This window comes from Catenulispora sp. EB89, from assembly GCF_041261445.1.
In the GTDB taxonomy this organism is placed as follows: domain Bacteria; phylum Actinomycetota; class Actinomycetes; order Streptomycetales; family Catenulisporaceae; genus Catenulispora.
The window spans coordinates 356680-373637 of sequence record NZ_JBGCCU010000005.1 but is presented as its reverse complement, the minus strand read 5'-3'; the positions used below and the strand labels follow the sequence as shown (position 1 = coordinate 373637).

General features: G+C 68.2%; 12 protein-coding genes. 3 read left to right on the top strand and 9 right to left on the bottom strand.

Annotated elements, in window-relative coordinates; translation table 11 throughout:
• Complete coding sequence (locus ABH920_RS13820) at window positions 1-1065, bottom strand: ArsR/SmtB family transcription factor (protein ID WP_370349342.1); 1065 nt, start codon at window positions 1063-1065, stop codon at window positions 1-3.
• Between the two features lie 56 nt (window positions 1066-1121).
• Here ABH920_RS13820 and ABH920_RS13815 point away from each other — a divergent pair, with 56 nt between their 5' ends.
• On the top strand, window positions 1122-2525 hold the full coding sequence (locus ABH920_RS13815) for an MFS transporter (RefSeq protein WP_370349341.1): 1404 nt from the start codon (window positions 1122-1124) through the stop codon (window positions 2523-2525).
• 73 nt (window positions 2526-2598) lie between these two features.
• Window positions 2599-3372 (top strand): hypothetical protein, encoded by a 774-nt coding sequence (locus tag ABH920_RS13810; RefSeq protein ID WP_370349340.1) that lies wholly within the window; start codon window positions 2599-2601, stop codon window positions 3370-3372.
• Window positions 3373-3476: 104 nt separating this feature from the next.
• Here the strand turns inward: ABH920_RS13810 and ABH920_RS13805 are convergent, their stop codons facing one another.
• Window positions 3477-3953 (bottom strand): macro domain-containing protein, encoded by a 477-nt coding sequence (locus ABH920_RS13805; protein ID WP_370349339.1) that lies wholly within the window; start codon window positions 3951-3953, stop codon window positions 3477-3479.
• Between the two features lie 98 nt (window positions 3954-4051).
• Complete coding sequence (locus tag ABH920_RS13800) at window positions 4052-4522, bottom strand: NUDIX domain-containing protein (protein ID WP_370349338.1); 471 nt, start codon at window positions 4520-4522, stop codon at window positions 4052-4054.
• 309 nt (window positions 4523-4831) lie between these two features.
• Here ABH920_RS13800 and ABH920_RS13795 point away from each other — a divergent pair, with 309 nt between their 5' ends.
• Entirely contained in the window at window positions 4832-8905 is a 4074-nt protein-coding gene (locus ABH920_RS13795) for a helix-turn-helix domain-containing protein (RefSeq protein WP_370349337.1), read from the top strand.
• A gap of 168 nt (window positions 8906-9073) precedes the next feature.
• Here the strand turns inward: ABH920_RS13795 and ABH920_RS13790 are convergent, their stop codons facing one another.
• The 6 genes from ABH920_RS13790 to ABH920_RS13765 form a co-directional block, all read right to left on the bottom strand.
• Window positions 9074-11830 (bottom strand): TniQ family protein, encoded by a 2757-nt coding sequence (locus ABH920_RS13790; protein ID WP_370349336.1) that lies wholly within the window; start codon window positions 11828-11830, stop codon window positions 9074-9076.
• Complete coding sequence (locus ABH920_RS13785) at window positions 11727-12860, bottom strand: AAA family ATPase (RefSeq protein ID WP_370349335.1); 1134 nt, start codon at window positions 12858-12860, stop codon at window positions 11727-11729. Before ABH920_RS13785 ends, ABH920_RS13790 begins: the two co-directional genes overlap by 104 nt.
• Entirely contained in the window at window positions 12857-14950 is a 2094-nt protein-coding gene (locus ABH920_RS13780; protein ID WP_370349334.1) for a helix-turn-helix domain-containing protein, read from the bottom strand. The genes ABH920_RS13785 and ABH920_RS13780 overlap by 4 nt, the downstream gene beginning before the upstream one ends.
• A 166-nt stretch (window positions 14951-15116) precedes the next feature.
• A complete protein-coding gene (locus tag ABH920_RS13775) occupies window positions 15117-15677 on the bottom strand; it encodes a TnsA-like heteromeric transposase endonuclease subunit (protein WP_370349333.1) in 561 nt (186 codons plus the stop codon).
• 277 nt (window positions 15678-15954) lie between these two features.
• Window positions 15955-16533, bottom strand: a complete 579-nt coding sequence (locus ABH920_RS13770; protein WP_370349332.1) for an ImmA/IrrE family metallo-endopeptidase — start codon at window positions 16531-16533, stop codon at window positions 15955-15957.
• A 2-nt stretch (window positions 16534-16535) separates the two neighbouring features.
• Window positions 16536-16904 (bottom strand): helix-turn-helix domain-containing protein, encoded by a 369-nt coding sequence (locus ABH920_RS13765; protein WP_370349330.1) that lies wholly within the window; start codon window positions 16902-16904, stop codon window positions 16536-16538.
• Window positions 16905-16958 lie beyond the last annotated feature (54 nt).

Below are 16958 nucleotides of genomic sequence, written 5' to 3'. Positions count from 1 at the left end.
TCAACAAGCTGCGTCGTCGTCATCACCTCTATGACTCCGGCGCGCGCCCGTTTGTGACATCCCCTGCGACATGCCCGCCAAAGAATCTCCGAGCGCACTGCGCCCGTAGAGCACGCTGCGCCCGTACCGGGCCCGCGACGTCAACCCGGCGTCCGACAGCACCTTGAGATGCTGACTCACCGCCCCCGGCGTCACCCCCAGCTGCCGCGCCAGCTCCGTGGTCGACACCGGCTCGCCGAGCATCAGCAGCATCCGGGCCCGCGGCGCCCCCAGCAGCCGCTCCAGCGCCGGTCCCGGCGGCGGCGGGACCACCCGCTCGGCCATCGTCGCCAGCCCGCGCGCCGGATAAAGGATCCACGGCGCCACCGCCGGCTCGATCTGGCTCAGCGCGCCGTGCGCGAAGCACGTCGGGGCCAGCAAGAGACTGCCTCCGCCGACCGGCACCTCGTACACCGGCGCCGCGGCGGGGTTCGCCACGGTGCCCCACCGGATCACCAGCCGCCGGCCGTCCCAGCTGAGCCGGTCCCCGAGGCCGGTGAACAGCGCGCCGGCCCCGCGCTCCACGAGCACCCGGGCCCGGTACACGATGTCGGCCTCCAGCACCGACCGCGCCCGCGGCCACCACTCCGGCGCCAGGCACGTCTCCCAGTACGCCTCGAACGCGTCCGCGATCTCGGCCAGCAGCCCGCCGGGGTCCCGCCGGCCGCGCGTCAGCCGGGGCGGGACGGCGCCGTCGATCTCGACGAACGTGCGCTCCAGGTCCGGCCAGATCCGCTCCAGCGGCGTGGCCCGCAGCGCCGCCAGCTCCTTGTGGAAGTCCGGCCACGGCGTCGTGGGACGCGGCGTGAGGAAGTCGGGGATCCAGCGCCAGGACCCGACCAGCGCGGTGAGCAGTTCGGTGTCCAGGCGCTCGAACGCCGGCCGCATGCGGTTGAACAGCGGCACCTGCTCGGCGTAGTAGCCGGCGTGGGTCCACATGCGCAGACTCATGCCGGTCTCCAGGAGTGCCGAGCACACGAAGGAAGTCGCGGCCAGCTCGTCCAGGCCCAGTTCGACAGTAATCATTCAGTCCCCCGCTGAATCCATTCCGGCGACGATGCTAGCCGCGTTGTGCTGATCGCATGACTACGGCTTCCCCTCGGCCGCCGGCTTCGGGCCCGCGAGCTGCCTCCGGCTCCGGCGCGATCGCGCTGCCAAGCCCACCGAGCCCGTCGAGCGCACCAAGCCCGCCAAGTCCACCGGGGCGACAGAGCTCCCGCCGCCGCCTGGAGCTCGCGACGTTCGTCAGCAACTTCGGCACCGGCCTGTACCTGACCGTCTCAGCCCTCTTCTTCACCCGCACGCTCGGCTTCGGCGCCGCGCGGGTCGGCGTGGTGCTGACGGTCGCCGGGCTCGCGGGAGTGCTGGCGAGCCTGCCGGCCGGCCGCGCCGCGGACCGGTTCGGGATCAAGCCGAGCTACACGGTGCTGCTCGTCGCCGAGGCGGCGGCGGTCGGGGCGCTGGCGTTCTGCACGTCGTTCTGGGCGTTCGCGGCGGCGGCGTGCGTCTCCACGGCGATCGACCGCGCGGCGTCGGCGGTGCGGCAGGCGCTCTACGCGCAGGCCTTCGACCCGGAGACGCGGGTCGCGGACCGCGCCGCGATCCGGGCGGTGACCAACGTGGCGATCGGAGCGGGAGCGGCGGCGGCCGCGCTGGTGCTGCAAGCGGACAGCCGCTGGCTGTTCCAGGCCGCGATCCTGGCGAACGCGCTCAGCTTCGTCGGAGTCGCGGCGCTGCTGCCGGGGATTCCGCTGCGCGAGCCGGCGCGCGCCGCAGCGTCCACCGCTGACACGTCCGACGCTTCCGACTCCCGCTCGAACTCGCGCTCCCGCAACCACACCCGCGCCCCGCGTCCGCCGAAGATCCGCGTCGCCCGGCCCTACCAGGCGATCTCGGCCCTCAACGCGGTCATGACCCTCCAGTTCGCCTTCTTCGACATCGGTCTCCCGCTCTGGCTGCTGCAGGACACCCGCGCGCCGCGCTTCATGGTCTCCGGGATGCTGATCCTGAACACGGCGCTGGTCGTCCTGTTCCAGGTGCGCGTGGCACGCGGGGTGCGGGGCATCGCGGCGGCGGCCCGGGCGACCTGCCTCGGGTCGTTGGTGCTGGCCGGCGCCTGCGTGACGACCGCGTGCGCCAAGGGGCTGTCGCCGGTCGCGGCGGTCGCCGTGCTGCTGGTCGCCGGCGTCCTGCTGACCGCCGGCGAGGTCCTGACGCAGGCCGGTTCCTGGACCCTGAGCTACGACCTCGCCGACGAGCGGGCCGTCGGGGCGTACCAGGGGGTGTTCAACGCGGGCACGGCGGCGGGCCAGATGGCCGGGCCGCTCGTGGTCACGCAGACCGCGATCCGCCACGGCCTGGCCGGCTGGGCCGCGCTCGGGGCGGTCTTCGCCGTGGCCGGGTTCGCGACGGTGCCGGTGGCGCGGTGGGCGGCCGCGTCCGTATCCGAGCCCGCATCCGATCCCGCCACGAACATCGAATCCTGACAGCCGGTTGGCAGACGGCCGCCGCGGACGGCTAACATCGGCCCCTTCGCGATCGGCGAGAGGGTCCGCATCCATGAGCAAGTACCGGGTCAACGTCTGCCTGCCGCCGTCCGCGCTCACCGACGTCGAGCGCGCGCTGGCCGACGCGATGGCGCCGTTCGACATGAACCGCGGCGACGACTTCGACCCGGACGCCACCTGGGACTGGTACCGCGTGGACGCCGGACGGCAGCGCTTCGCGGTGAACCCGCGGCACGACGGCGACCCGCGGCTGATCCACGCCGACCCGGTGGTCGTCGGCACCCCGCACGAACCGCTGCGCTGCGACGGCGGCCCGCGCGGCCTGCTGGACTTCGACGCCTGCCGCCGCGCCGCCCGCGCCGAGGCGCTGACGTACTGGGAGGCGCAGATGCGCGACTTCGAGCGCCTGGTCGCCGACCACCCGCCGGCCGAGCCGCTGACCGCGTTCCTGGCCCGGCACGCCGCCGACCCCGAGGGCTACCCGCGCGGGCAGGCGGTCGACGACCACCACGCGCAACCACTCATCAAAGCCCTGAACCACCAGTCGGTCTTCGAGCGCTACCCGAACCTGGGCGCCTGGGTCCTCGGCCCCGACACGGACCCGATCACCATCTACACCCGCGACCCGCAGCCCGGTTTCGAACTGGCCGAGACCTGGGCCGTCGCGCGCGCCGCGCTGCTGACGCTCGACGGGGAGTGGACCGGCATCAAGCCCTACAGCCCCGAACCGGACGAGGAGAGCGACACGTTCGCCCGGCGGTCCACCGCGTATCTCGAAGGGCTGGACGAGGACTGCGTGGTCGTGCGGCTGTTGTGCCACTGCTGAGCCACTGCTGACAGCTCGGATCGACCATCAGGCATCACGCCTCAGACATCCGGTACCGAACATCGACCATCGGGCTGCCGGCGAGCCACCGCGCCGAGACGCACTCAGTCGTGGTCGTAGACCGTGACCGCGACGCCGCGCTCGCCGAGCCGCGTGGCCACCAGCGGCTCGATCCGTCCCCACTTGCCGCCAGCCAGCCCGCAGCCGATCCGCGGCATGTGAACCGACGCCTTGAGCTCGACCGCGTGCTCCGCGAGCCGGGCCAGGCACTCGTCGACGGCCTCGTACCGGATCGGCGGACCGGCCGAACCGGTCTTGGTCCCGTGCTGCCCGACCATGTTGGCCACCCACAGCCCCCGGCCCACCGCGACGACCTGCACCGCGCCGAGGCCGAAGTCGTTGCGCGAGCGCTCGCGGTACCACTTGCGGAAGGCCTTCTCAGGCTCCTTCCAGCGGGCCGACAGCGCCAGCACGAAGCCCTTGCCCCAGCCGCCCCGGTCGTTGCAGACGTGCGCGATGATCTTCGGCCCCTTCGCCTGCGGGACCGTCGCGTCACCGGCGATGAACTGGATGGCGGCCATGGCTCCATCATCCGGGCCGGGACTGACAGTCGCGAGCGAATAAAGCCTCAGGCCGCGCGCGTCCGCACCGACCGCGCCGGCCCTCCGGCCGCGTCACGTCATTCAGCGAACCAAGCCGCTTCCACCCCCGACAGATACTGCTTCACATAAGCCTGATGCCGCTCCGGAAGCTCCGGCAGCTCCCCGATCGGGACCCACCCGACGTCCACCGACTCGTCGTCGTTGACCCGCGCGGTCCCTCCCGTCGCCCGGCAGAGGAACGCGACGTCCATGAACACGGTCTCGTCCCCGTTGGGATGCGAGAACTGGCCGGTCACGTCCACCGCCAGCACCCGCTCGGCACGTGCCGTCACCCCGGTCTCCTCCAGGATCTCGCGCACGATCCCGACCGCCGGCGGCTCCCCCGGGTCCAGGCATCCCGAGACGAGCGTCCACTGCAGGTTGTCGGCCCGCCGCACCAGCAGCACGCGCTGCTCGTCGTCGACGACCAGGCCGGTGACGCCCGGAAGCCACAGCAGGTCGTGACCTATCTTCTTGCGGATCTCGACGATGAATTCGGGAATCGGCATGCCGTCACGCTATCGGCACCACGTGTCCTCGCGTGGTCGGGCGAGTAAGTGTAGGTTCCCGATTTCGCTGTCTCCTCGGTAGGCGGTTGACCTCGTCTGCACTGGCGAGTCTCATGCACGTGTCCCCTCCGTGTTTCTCACCAGGATGTCCCATCCTGGGGCGTCGCCAACAGTCGTGCCACCAGCCCCAGAGGCTGCACCAGCACTTGGGGGCTGGTGTCTACCTGTCCAGGTCGAACTCTTTAAGCACCCTCTCGGCATTGCAGCCGATAGATTGCTTCATAGCATGCCTATTGGTACGGTGCCGGTGTGAAGGGTGAGACATTCGGTGAGATGGTCCGTCGGGCGCGCAAGGCCCGGGGCTGGAACCAGGCCGAGCTGGCCCAGCAGGTCGGGAAGAGCCAGCGTGCGGTAAGCACGTGGGAGCAGGGAACAGCCCAACCGGAACAGGCTGTCAGAGACCGGGTGCTGGAGGTTCTGGGGCTGGGCAACCCTGCGGCACCGCAGGCGGCGCAGAGCCAGCAAGCATTTCCCGGCCGTGCGCTGGTAGCCGAACTTCCCTTCGAGTGGCTGAGCACGGCAGACTTCGAGCACTTCACACGGGACCTGCTACAGGCCCGCAACCTCGGGGCGTTCGTCAGCCTGGTCGGCAAGAGCGGCCACACCCAGTTCGGCTACGACGTGCATGTCACGCACGGCACAACGGTGACCATCGGCGTCCAGTGCAAGCGCAGGGCCCGTTTCGGACCGGAGGACGTGCGCGCTGCGGTGGCCGCGGCCGGAGCCGGAGCAACCGGACCGGCGCCGTCCTCGGTCATCGCCTTGTCCCGCATCGCCAGTCCCGCCGCATGCGAGGAGATACGCAAGTTCCCCGGCTGGGAGCTGTGGGACCGCAACGATCTTTCGCAAATGGTGCGCAGGCTGGAGCAGGACCGCGCCGAGGCCATCATGAAGCGGTACTTCCCGCAGATGCTGGCCGACTTCCTCGGTGTAACCCTTGGGCCGTGGCTGGACGCCGACGCGTACATCGACCGGTGGCACACCGACAAGACCTACAACCACCGCTGGCACCTGGTGGGACGGACCGACACCGTAGAGGCCCTCACCGACTTCGCCGTCACCGAGAGGGGCCGGATCGCAGTGCTGTCCGGGCCCGGCGGGTCCGGGAAAACGAAAGTTCTGATCGAGGCGTGCAGGTGCCTGGCCGGCCATGGGGTCCCCGTGCGGGTCCTGGATCACGACGGCGACGTCGAGCGGGCGGCATTCGAACATCTTCCACACACCGGCGCCCTCTTGATCATCGTCGATGACGCCCATGAAGGATCCCTTCCGCTGGGGAAGGTCATCGCCGGCGTGCTGGAGGCGAACTCGGGCGCGAACATCCTGGTGTCATCGCGCCCCTACGGGCTACACCGTGTCGACGAGGCGCTGAGCGGGGTCGGGCTCAGCATCGGCGACACGCTTCAGAAGAAGATCACCGAGCTGGATCAGGATGCGGCGACGGAACTGGCCCGCGAGGCGTTGGACGAACCGGTGCGGCACCTAGCGCCGCGGTTGGCCGCAACACTGCGGGACTGCCCCCTACTAATCGTTACTGGGGCGACGCTGATCAACCGCGGCCAGCTGCACCCCTCGGGTCTTGAAGACGATGAGCGGCTGCACGATGTGCTGACCCGGCGGCTTCCCGACGCCCTGGCCGGACCGGCCAGCTTCACCGACCCGCGGCGAGACGTGCTGACCGCGCTGGCCGCGTACCAGCCGGTGAACCTGGCCGACGACGACGCGCGGGCGTCGTTGCAGGAGCTAACCGGGCTGGAGTTCCACGACCTGGCGCCGCACATCTCGGGCCTGGAGGCGGCCGGGCTGGTGCTGACCCGCGGCCAGACGGTGCGTGTCGTGCCCGACCTGCTGGGTGATGCCCTGCTGAACCGGGCCGCCCGCCTGCGCGGTCCAAACGTGCCCACCGGGTACCTGAACAAGGCGTGGCAGTCGGCCGCAGACGCCGCAGCCCGCAACCTGATTATCAACGCCGGTCGGGTGGACTGGCAGGCCGGGAAGTCGGGCCCGAACGGCACTTCCATGATCGAGTCGTTGTGGAACATGCTGGAAGCGGAGTTCCACGGCAGCGATGCAGTCGAGCGTGTCAGTATCCTGAAGCTGCTCTCCGAGGTCGCTTTCTTCCAGCCCACCAGGGCCTTGAAGATGGTTGAGTGGGCGATCGAGCACCCGGCGCAGCCGACGTCCAAGCCCGTTATGTTCAGCAGGACGCGCACTGTGGACGACACCGAGGTGCGCCACGCCATGACGCCGGTCCTGCACCCGATCGCCTGGTACCCCAAGTTGCTTCCCGCGGCAGCCACTCTGTTGTGGGACCTGGCCCGGCAGGACCCCCGTGAGTCCCCCCAGCATCCCGACCACCCGTTGCGGGCTCTGCACACGCTGGCGTCTTTTACCCATTTCGGCGTGACCGAGCAGCAGCAGATCCTCATCGGACTGGTCGACCGCTGGCTCGGCCGCCCGCGCACCACCGGCGACCGCAGCCCGCTGACCGTGCTGGAACCGATGCTGGCCACCAGCAGCCACGACGAGAGGTGGACCTCCAAGGCGCTGTCCTTCTTCCCGTATCCGGTGGCACCCACCCCCGAGGTCCTGGCGCTGCGGCACAGCGTGATGGACATCGCGTTCGCCCAGCTAGCGAGCACCGATCCGGCCACGGCCTCGGCGGCGGCCGGCCTGATCGGAGCGGCGATCTCCATCATGCCCGCGCCGTTCGGGCTGCAGATCCCCGCCGAGCTGCAGCAGGCCTGGTTCGAACACTTCCAGGACATCCTGAACCGGCTGCGCGACCACCTGGCCCAGACCAGCCTCAGCCCGGCGCTGCTGGTCGACATCCGCTCGCGGCTGAACTGGACCGCCCAGTTCGGCCCCGGGCAGTTGCGTCACTCTGCGCAGGTGATCACCGCCGCCATTCCGGCCACCGCGGACAACACCTTGGCCCGCGCCCTGCACGGCGGCCCCGCCGATCCCTGCGACGACCCGGACATGGACGCCATCAAACAGGGGCTGAAGAACCTGTTCACCGAAGCGATCGCGCAGATGTCGGACTGGCCCGACGAGCAGGCCGCCGACCGGCTCAACACCCTGCTCGCCGCCCAGCAGACGTCAGCCGCAGACGCGGGCCGGGCGCGGCCGTTCCTGTGGGAGGCAATCACGCGGCGGCCGTCGTTGGGCGCGGCGATGTGCAAGCATGCGATCTCCGCCCCCGAAAGCGTCCTAGGTCCCCAGCTGTCAGTCACGCTCAGCGCCATGGCGCAGGCCGACGGCCCCCGGGCGGTCGCCTGCGGGCGCCAACTGCTGACCGACGGACGGATCGCGTTCGCCCGCGAGGTCGCGCTCGCCTTCGGGCTGCAGCGCGCCCGCCTGGACCTGGCGGATGGCGAGGACAAACTGCTGCGGGAGATGGCAGGCCACGCCGACCCCCACGTGTCCGCTGCGGCCGTCGGTGCCACGCGCTACCTGCGGACCTCCCACCCCGACCTCGCCGTCGACCTGGTGTTCGCCGCTCTGCCCAGCGGCGGCCTGAGTGAAGCGGTCTGGCTGTTCAAACCCGAGCTCAACGGCACGCTGTCATGGGCACAGCTACCGGAACATCGCAAAAACGCAGTACTACAGCAGCTGACCGAGATCCCCGAGCTGGAGCACTACACGATCGCGCAGCTGCTGGCGTACATCGCCGGCGAAGACCCCGAAGCGGTCATCGAGGTGCTGCAGAACCGGGTGCAGACCGCCGAGCAGGGCCGGCCCGATCGGTTCATCCCGCTGCCGCACACGCCGTGGGCGACCATGCCGTTCCGCCAGTCCGACCGGTTCCCCGACCTACTACGCCGGATTCGCGAATGGCTCGCCGCCGCACCAACATCACCCTGGCGCCAGTTTCTGGGTGCTGACCTGTTCCGACTAGTCGCCGGGCCGTACGACGACCAGGTGCTGGACATCATCGCCGAGTACACGAACAACCCCGACCCGGTGAAGATGCGCGTGGTGGCGACCATGCTTTCCGAAGCCCCACGCGGGCTGATCTGGGACATCAACATCGTGCGGCACGTGCTGCGGACTGCGGACCGCTGCGGACAGGACAGCCTGAACGCTGTGCAGGGCGCCCTAGCCGGAGCAGCGGCCCGTGGTGGGCGCAACGCAGCGGTGGGCGAACCATTCGCCGAGGACGTCGAGCAGCAGACACGCGCCCAGGCCCTAGCCGCTTCGTGTCTGCGTGGCAGCGTTGAGGAGCAGTTCTACACCGCACTAGCCGAATCCGCCGGCCGGGCCATCGCCTGGGCCGTCGCCGAAACGGATCAGCCAGACGATCATCGCAAATGGAGTTGATCAATGGCTCGCCGACGCGGGGCCTCTGTGCACGTTCCGTTTCCCGGCCAGCGGCTACTCATCGACAGTGAGGCGGCCCAGTCCTTGATCTTCGCTGGCCTGAGTAGGTTCGGCTGAACCAGACCTGATCCGCAGGCTTATGCGGATGCGGCCCGTTTCAGACACTGGTCATCCCGACGAACCCGCCGACGGTTGCGCGCCCATCACCGCTGCGCGATGCAGTCGGATCGCTTCAAGTGCTGGCCGGTCGAGCGGAGGGGTGAGTGCTTGAACCTCTGGTAGGTCAAGAGCCGAGAGCAGGGCTCGTCCGCGCGCGGTGGGCCGCATCGCCTTGCCGCGCGCGGCTCGGTGAAACAGCTGAGCTCCGGCGTCTCTTTCCAGGCGCCGGAGCTGTGTCACGAGAGCGCTCTGGAATAGGCCGAGGTCCTCGGCCGCAGCGTCGATCGTCGCGTAACGCATAACGGCTTGAAAGCGCTGGAGACGCTGCCAGCCAGCGAGACCGCCCTCGACAGCACGGCGGATGTCGTCAGGTACGCTGCCGGGCACGACCGCGATCATCTGGGTATGGCTTGCGATGCCGGGCGGACGTCGTGGGATCTTGTGACGAATCAAGCTACGACGGACCGTCTCTGCGGACGTGCCCAGTTCGGCCGCAATGTCCTCGTGGCTGCGTCGTTGGTCGACGTACTGGTCGCGCAGCCAGTGTGGATCGATCGTGAAGGCGGTCTTCCACGGCGGCAGAAGTTCAACGCCGATCTCGGCAGCGATCTCAGAGATCAGGCCGCGGGGGAAACCCGTCTCCTGCTCAAGCTGGCGGAGCCGCTTTCGGAGCCCGACGTGTTCTCGTTCGAAAAAGTCGGTGGTCAACAGCTCGCGGGCCTGTTGCCGACGACGCCAGGCGACATGAGGCCCACGTGGAGCTGGGGTCCAGGGGCCGTCGGTATCCAGCTCCAAGACCAGCCGGATGTGGTCGGCAGTAGTGGCCATGCGCTCGGCGACCGCGCCGACAGGCGTCTTGTCAGTCACGACGAGCTTCAATACCTGTTGGCGGTCGATGTCATCAGGTTCGCGGCCGGGCCTACGCAGCGCCGGACAGCAATCCGTCGGCGGCGACCACGTCAACGGCTCGTCGATTCCCAGCTCGCGCAGAATCCTGATGGCGTGGTCTGCCAAGGTGCGGCGCAGCGGCGGCGCCAGCCAATCAACAAAGGCCAAGTACTGGGCTCGGTCGGGCGATCCCCGCCAGCTCAGGGCATTGCCGGGGTCGTTCAGATCGGCGCCGGTCAGCAGCTGATGCAGGTAGCGGCGAGCCTGCAAGTGGCGTCCGCTCCCCTGCTCTCGAGTCTTGGCGGTGTCACCGGGGTGGATACCGGTGTCGAAGCACAAACTGCGCCACTGGTCCTCACTGAGCAGGTCAGTGCCGACGACGGCGCGTCGGCGGTGATAGTCAATTCGGCCGTCGTGCTGGTCGAGATATTCGGAGATATTCCCGATGGCGCGGAGTATCGTGTCGCCGCCGCTGGTGACCTCCGTACTCAGGTAGCGGGTGAGTTGCCATTGCAAGTGGGGGTGCAGAACTTCAGCGACGTTGAGGATGTTCCGCTCAGGGTTGCCGCTTGTCAGTAGGAACACGATGGCCGCGGCGCGGAACCGTTCGGAGTCGCAGCCGGCGGCAGGCATCAGGCGTATCGACCAGTCTGGCCAGAGCAGTTGCGGAAGCCATCGGGTCCGGGCTTCGGCGAGCCCCGGTTGCGGGAGCGCGGCCGTCGGCAGCGTGCTGCGGAAGCGGATGCGATCGATGTGGGCGAGGTCGGGGTCGAGGGCGCGCAGGAACCTGCGCTGGACCGGTGGGGAGAGCTCGGCCCAATGGCCGCTGAGCCCAGCTGGGGGCATGCGCTGACGACTGCCGTCGCGACGGCGCAGCAGGACACGGATCTGTTCTTCAGCCGATTCGCCGCCGTCGGGCGAGATCAGGTCGAGGACACGCGTGGTGATGGCACCGACCAGCGGCCCGTTGTCAGGCGGCATACTTCCAAGCCGTTCGGCACCGACTTCATGCGGTCGGTCCCGCTCGGCCTGGAAGGCGTTGACTACGTGCAGCCCGAACGACTCGAAGTCGGCGGGAACCGATGTTCTCACCAGCCATTTCGCCACCGACGCCAGGTCGACGAACGTGAAGCCCGCCAGTTGTCCGACGCTGTGCCCGTCTCCGCACTCGACGCTGTCCAGAAGGGAATTGATGCGCCTTTGTGCCATCAGCAACGTCACGCTGGCGGCCTCGGGAGCCGCGGCGTCGCGCAGATCAAGGCGGCAGAGCGAGCAGGACGTACCTGCTCGATGCTTGGCGCCGGTGCGAACGTAGGGGGTTCGTAAGCAGCCCGGGCATCGGTCCTCCAGCAGGACCCCATGCGTGGTGCAGGCGAACGACCACGTCAGCCGCCAGCGCAACGGCCAGCGTCCGTCGGCTTCGTCCAGGCACTGCGGGCAATAGCGTGATCCTCGGCATCGTCCCCACAGTCTGCGAGGCCGGACTCCGCGGGCGGCATGGTTCATCACCAGCAGTTGTCCGTCGTAGAGCCGCAGGGTCATCGAGTGCGCCTGATCGGCGCTGACTCCGCACGTCTCCTCCAGCCGTTCGGTCTCCGTCGGGCTCAAGGCGATGCTGAAGTCCGGGAACTCGCCTCTGATCACTTCTCGTAGCCCAAGGGCCTTCACCACGGTGCTGACCCGAACGTTCAGCAACCGTCCGTATGCCTGGAGCCAGCTTCCGAACGACTCACCGGCAACAGGTTCGAGCCGGAGCGGCAGCGTCCGCACCTGCTCAGCCAACCGCGATCGCGCGGCCTTGCCGGGGCTTGCTGCGCAGCCGTCCGGATTGCAGGGCGAGCTCCAACTCAGCGCGGCCAGCCTCGGCAGCGGCGTCAATCTTCACCTTGTCGAGCAGGTCGGCATCAAGGCGTTCAAGTCCAGTACGCAGCGCCCGCTGACATCCTCGGTTGATCAGGGTCATGAGGGAGCCGATATGGCCGGTGGAGCGGGCAAACAAGTAGTCCGACAAGTCATCGGCCAGCATTCCGGGATGCTTGTCGACCAGGACAAGCCGTTGCTCCAGCGCCAGCAGCATGTTGCGCCAGGCCCGACGTCCGGCCTCGTCTGCGATGGTGAACGGTTTGAGCACCAACGGTGTCGACCGACGCCCTGTCTGGGCGATCACGGTGTCTGCCTCGGACTCGCCCTCACTGAATAGCCCTCTGGCTCTCAGTCCCACGCCGATGAACAGCAGGACGATCGGGAACTCGTTGGCGATGTACTTGAAGTGGTTGGACACCTCCATGCCGCCGGTCTTGCGCCATTGCAGGAAGTGCAGGTCATCGATGATGAGCAGCCGCGTGTCACACATTAAGACGCAGTCCAGCGCCCGTTTCCCCATCTCGGAGGTGGTGCCGTTCGTTCCGGGGTGCCCGTAGAAGTCCAGCAGCGCCTTGTTGAAGTCCTTCATACCGGTGTTGCCGGTCAGACCAACCCGGGCCACCGGCCACCGCTCGTGGCCCTCCTCAGTAAGCGTCCCCTCCTCCGCGATCGTGCGACGATGCATTTCCTTCGCGAACGCCAGCACAGCCGTGGTCTTGCCCAGGCCGGGGAACCCTTCGACCGCCATGGCGCCCTTCACCAAGTCGCCCGCCTTGGGGTCCTCGGACTCGAAGATGTCCGCCATTTCGTGATGCAGTTCCTCAAGCTGGGGTGTCTTGATCGGGCCGAGGTTGGCATGCCAGAAGCGAAGGTCTCGATCCCTGATTGCTTTCGCTTCGGGAGCTAGGCCAGCCAACTCGCTGCGCGACAGCTGTTCCGGCTGCACCTTCGGCGGCGCCTCGACCAGCGCCTTCCAACCCTCTTTGCGGGCGATGGTGAGGCGATCGAGTCGGGATGTCCCGGCACCGTCTACAACGGCTCTCACACGTCCTCCAAGGCTTCGGCGTAGAAGTCGTCATCCTCAAAGTCCGTCGAGTCGTCGTCGCCCTCCTTGACCTCCTCGTCATGCGGGCTGCCCGGCTGCTGGGACGCCTCCAGAGCCATACGCACCGAGGGAGGTGTTCTCGGGGCACTGGGGTCCGGCAGATCGAATGCCGTCTGCTCACGTGACAAGCGCAGCGCCATGCGGCGTTCGGCCGTGGTTTCGCCCAGCCCCAGGCGCCAGCGCTCGAATAGGTCGGCGGCTGCCAGCCGGTCGTCGGGGAACGCGTACTTTGCCGCTGCCAGTTTCCGAGCGAAGGCCAGTGCTTCCTCGCTCAGCGGCATGATCAGACTCGGCGCGTGTTCCCAGACCAGCACGTGCCATTGCCGCTCTAGGTCGCGGAAGTAGACGCGGGTGATGTCGTCGGGGTCGACTTGGATCGGCCATCGGCCGCCGCGATAGGGGCTCTTGGCGCCGTCACGCGGCAGGCCTTCGCCTCTATACCGGCGTCTATCGATCTCCACACCATAGGGTTGGATGGTGCGCCACCGGGTCTCCAGAAACTCCAGACCGAGGTCAGGATCGCGTGGGACCTCGATGTAACCAGCGCGGGCGACACCATGTGCGAACATCTGCGCTGGAGACAGCGCCAGACCGGGGACTCCGGGATCGATCAGACCCGCATGAGGCCGCAGGTGGTAGACCGCCGCGACCCATTCTCGGACCCGGGCGTCCAACTCGTCCAGGAAGTAGAACGCCTCACCTTCGGGATCCACACCCCGCGAGAACAGATCAGGCCCCTTGTAACCCGGCAGCCCCTGCAACAGGTCTTCCCGCAGAGTCTTGAAGAACCTCTCCACCGGCCCTTTGTCGCGGCCAGTGCGAAGCCTGACCGGCTGGATCGAAATGCCCATCCGGGCGCACACGCTGGTCAGGTGTTCCGACAGATAGACCCGTCCGTGGTCAACGACGATCGTCTCTGGAACAAGTTCCGGGCTCGACCTCCCGGTGAGGTGCCCGTCGACAGCCTCAGGATCCACCAACACCGCCCTAGGGACGCCGTGCTCGGGCCAGACTGCCCGCGCCGGCCAGTCCGGAAGCACCGGGCGCGGCCGGTAAGCCTGGTAGAGCACCGCCGCAGCATCCACGGCCTTCGTCGACACCGGGGTCAGCCGGATGCCGGTGATGCAGCGCGTGTACCAGTCCATCGCGACCGTCAGCTCGACCTGCACCCACCGCAGCGTAACCGGATCCAGTGCGAACACGTCCAGGCGCGTGGTGTCCATCAGCACGTACTCCCCCGGCCTGGTCGGTCGCAGTTTGCCGTAGGCCTGCTGAGGCCGATCAGCGACGTCCAGGTTTCGCCGTGTACTCAGCCGGAAGGTCGGATGCCGACGCTCCAACTGCTCCAACACCCGGTAGGCCGCTGATCGACTCGGATTCGCAACCGCACCCTCACCGAACCGAGCCGCCAGCCGCGCTGCGGTCCGCTCGATCACCATCTTGCGGGTGGGACGCGACAGACCGGTGTGCTCAACCATCACCTCCAGCGCCATCTCAGCCCACTCAGGGGCGATGCGCCCCAGCGGCTCGCTGCGGCGCGGACTGGCCAGCCCGGCCTCGCCATCCCTGCGGAATCCAGCGACCCATCGCTTGATGGTGCGGGCGCTGACCCCGAGTTCCTCAGCTTTCGCGGCGTAACGGGTCATGAGTGAGGCGGCAGGGTCGAAGGCCATGCGCGGTTCACCGGGGCCAGCCAGCTCAGGATCCCCAGCTCGATAGCCAGTAAGGACCTCACGAACGTGTTCGGCCCGCTCCAGCACCTGTGCCCGCTCCGCAGAGGTCAGTTGCGCCAGCACTACCCCGGCCAGGTCCTGGTCCTCGTCCGAGGACGGCCCCGGACTGTCCGCAACAATCCTCGCCCGATCCCCGAACAACAACTCCTTGGCCGTGAAGCGGGCGAGCCGACCGAACCCGTCCTTGACAACGACCTCGTTACCCGCTGCGGTCGCCGCCATCTCGACGACCTCGACCGCGTCCCCGTCCACGACGAAGCGAGAACCGACGCCCAGCCGTGTCGCCGCCGGACTCATGCCGCCTGCCGCAGGACATGAGAGCCGGACAGGGGAACGCGCAGATCGGTCGCCAAGTGTCCAGACCACAGCAGGTGCAGCACGGCGGCCCGGACAAGCGGCGCCGAGCGAGTGGAAAGGCTGGCGAACGCCGCGGCCAATGTAGCGCCGTGCAGATCCCGGGCCTTCAGCTCGCCAACGATGTCGGGAGCGAACAGCCAGTCACGGCGGTAGCCGGCCAGGAACCTGATGTTCTCCAGTTCCGCCGCTGGTGGCTCGGACCACACCTGGAAGCGCCAGCCGCGCTCCTCGACGGTCGCTCGCGCCCAGTCAGCGTGAAAGCCACCTTCGGCCGGACGAGACGGTGTGCGGGCTTGACGTCGACCACCAACGGACCATCATCGGCAAGCAGAAGGAAGTCGGGGATGTGCCGGCGCCTGATTCCATCGACCTCGGCGGTCATCAGCATCGGTTGCGCCAGGATGTGTGACACCGAGGGATCGAAGTCGGCATAGAGCAGCCGCGTCAGCTCCAGCCGCGACTCGTAGATGACGTGGCCCTGGACAGTGGACGACCAGAACGTCCCGGAGTAGTGCTTCTGGTCCTTGTGCCAGCGGAACGTCCGCCATGGCTCGGCGCCGCGGAACGACTCGGCCGGCACCTCGTTCCATGGACGATCCGCAACAGTCTTCCCGTCGGCCTTCCGGAGACTCACTTGGGCCGACGAGGGGGTGCCCTTGTCAGCCATCGGAGCTCCCGTCCCTGACTCCACATGCCGGTATGACATGAACGTCGCGAGAAACAGGCCGGATGGCAAGACACCACAGTTCCGGGCCACTCCATCGAGTGACATGGCCGCACGAACCAGAGGTCAGCGACCTCGCCTAACCCAAGCGCTCAATCAAAAACCAGCAATGGGATGGTCTTGATGGGCGCAAGCCGCTGCTGAATGGTGTTGTCCTGGTCCTCAGCGTCCTCGGCGTTGCCCCGCAATCTATGTGGAACTCGCCAGCGGTCGGCGTGAGCTACGCGCGGGTTCGCGGAGTAAGCATGCGCAGAGCGCCGGTCATGTTCATGCGCCAGCGGGCCATCTCGATGCTGCAGCCGAACTTGTCGGCGATTTGCTCGTGGCTCAGCCGTCGGCGTGCTGCGGCGCGTGCTGCGGGTCCGGGGATGAGCAAGGTGGCGCCCAGCCAGTCAGCTTCGTCCTCGATGTCCTGGTTCCACAGGCGACAGCCGCGGAGGTCGAGGGCAGGGGTGGGCGGGTGGAGTAATAGTCCGTGGGCCAGCTCGTGCGAGAGGTTGCTCGCCTGTCGGGCGGGCGAGTGCGCGTCATTGTTGACGATCGCGCGAGCCGTGCCGCAGAAGACGGTCACGGCGGACAGCGCGCCCTGTTCGGCGCGATGGAGGTAGGCCACGGCGTCGGCGATGCCGTCGATTCCCGGCGTGACGTCGGGCAGCATGGACAGGCTCAGGACTGGGATACCCAGGTGCTGGGCGAGGTCCAGGGGGTGGAGTCGGTCGTCGAGCGTGAGTCCGAGTTCGGCTCGTACGTCTGCCGCGCTTCGCTCAGCCTGCGCCTTAAAGCCACGTTGGAGGGCCATTCCTAGTTCTGCCGCAGCGCCTCGTAGGTGGCCTTGACGACCTTCTCCAAGGCGGCCGCAGCCTCTGGGGTGAGGTTGCGGTCGCTCTTGAGGTACGTGGAGATCATCGCCAGCGGGTTGGCCGGCTCATTCTGGTGAACCCGTATGACGTAGTCGTCGGCTTTGAGCCCCGCCCAGTCGACGAGCGCGGCAAGGCTGTCGACGTCCGGGCGTTTGCCCTGGGCCAGGCGCGTCAGGGTCGACTGGCTGACGCCAGCCTGCTCGGCGACCTGTTTCCAGTTCCTCCCCCGTGCCTCGCGCTCGGCGTCGAGGGCGGCGAAGAAGGAGGGCGCGTCGAACGATCCCCGCTCGCCCGGTGCGCGGTCTACCATGAAACTCCTTGCACTTGTGACGTTCGGTTGCGAGTGTCGAAGCAACCGGCTAGC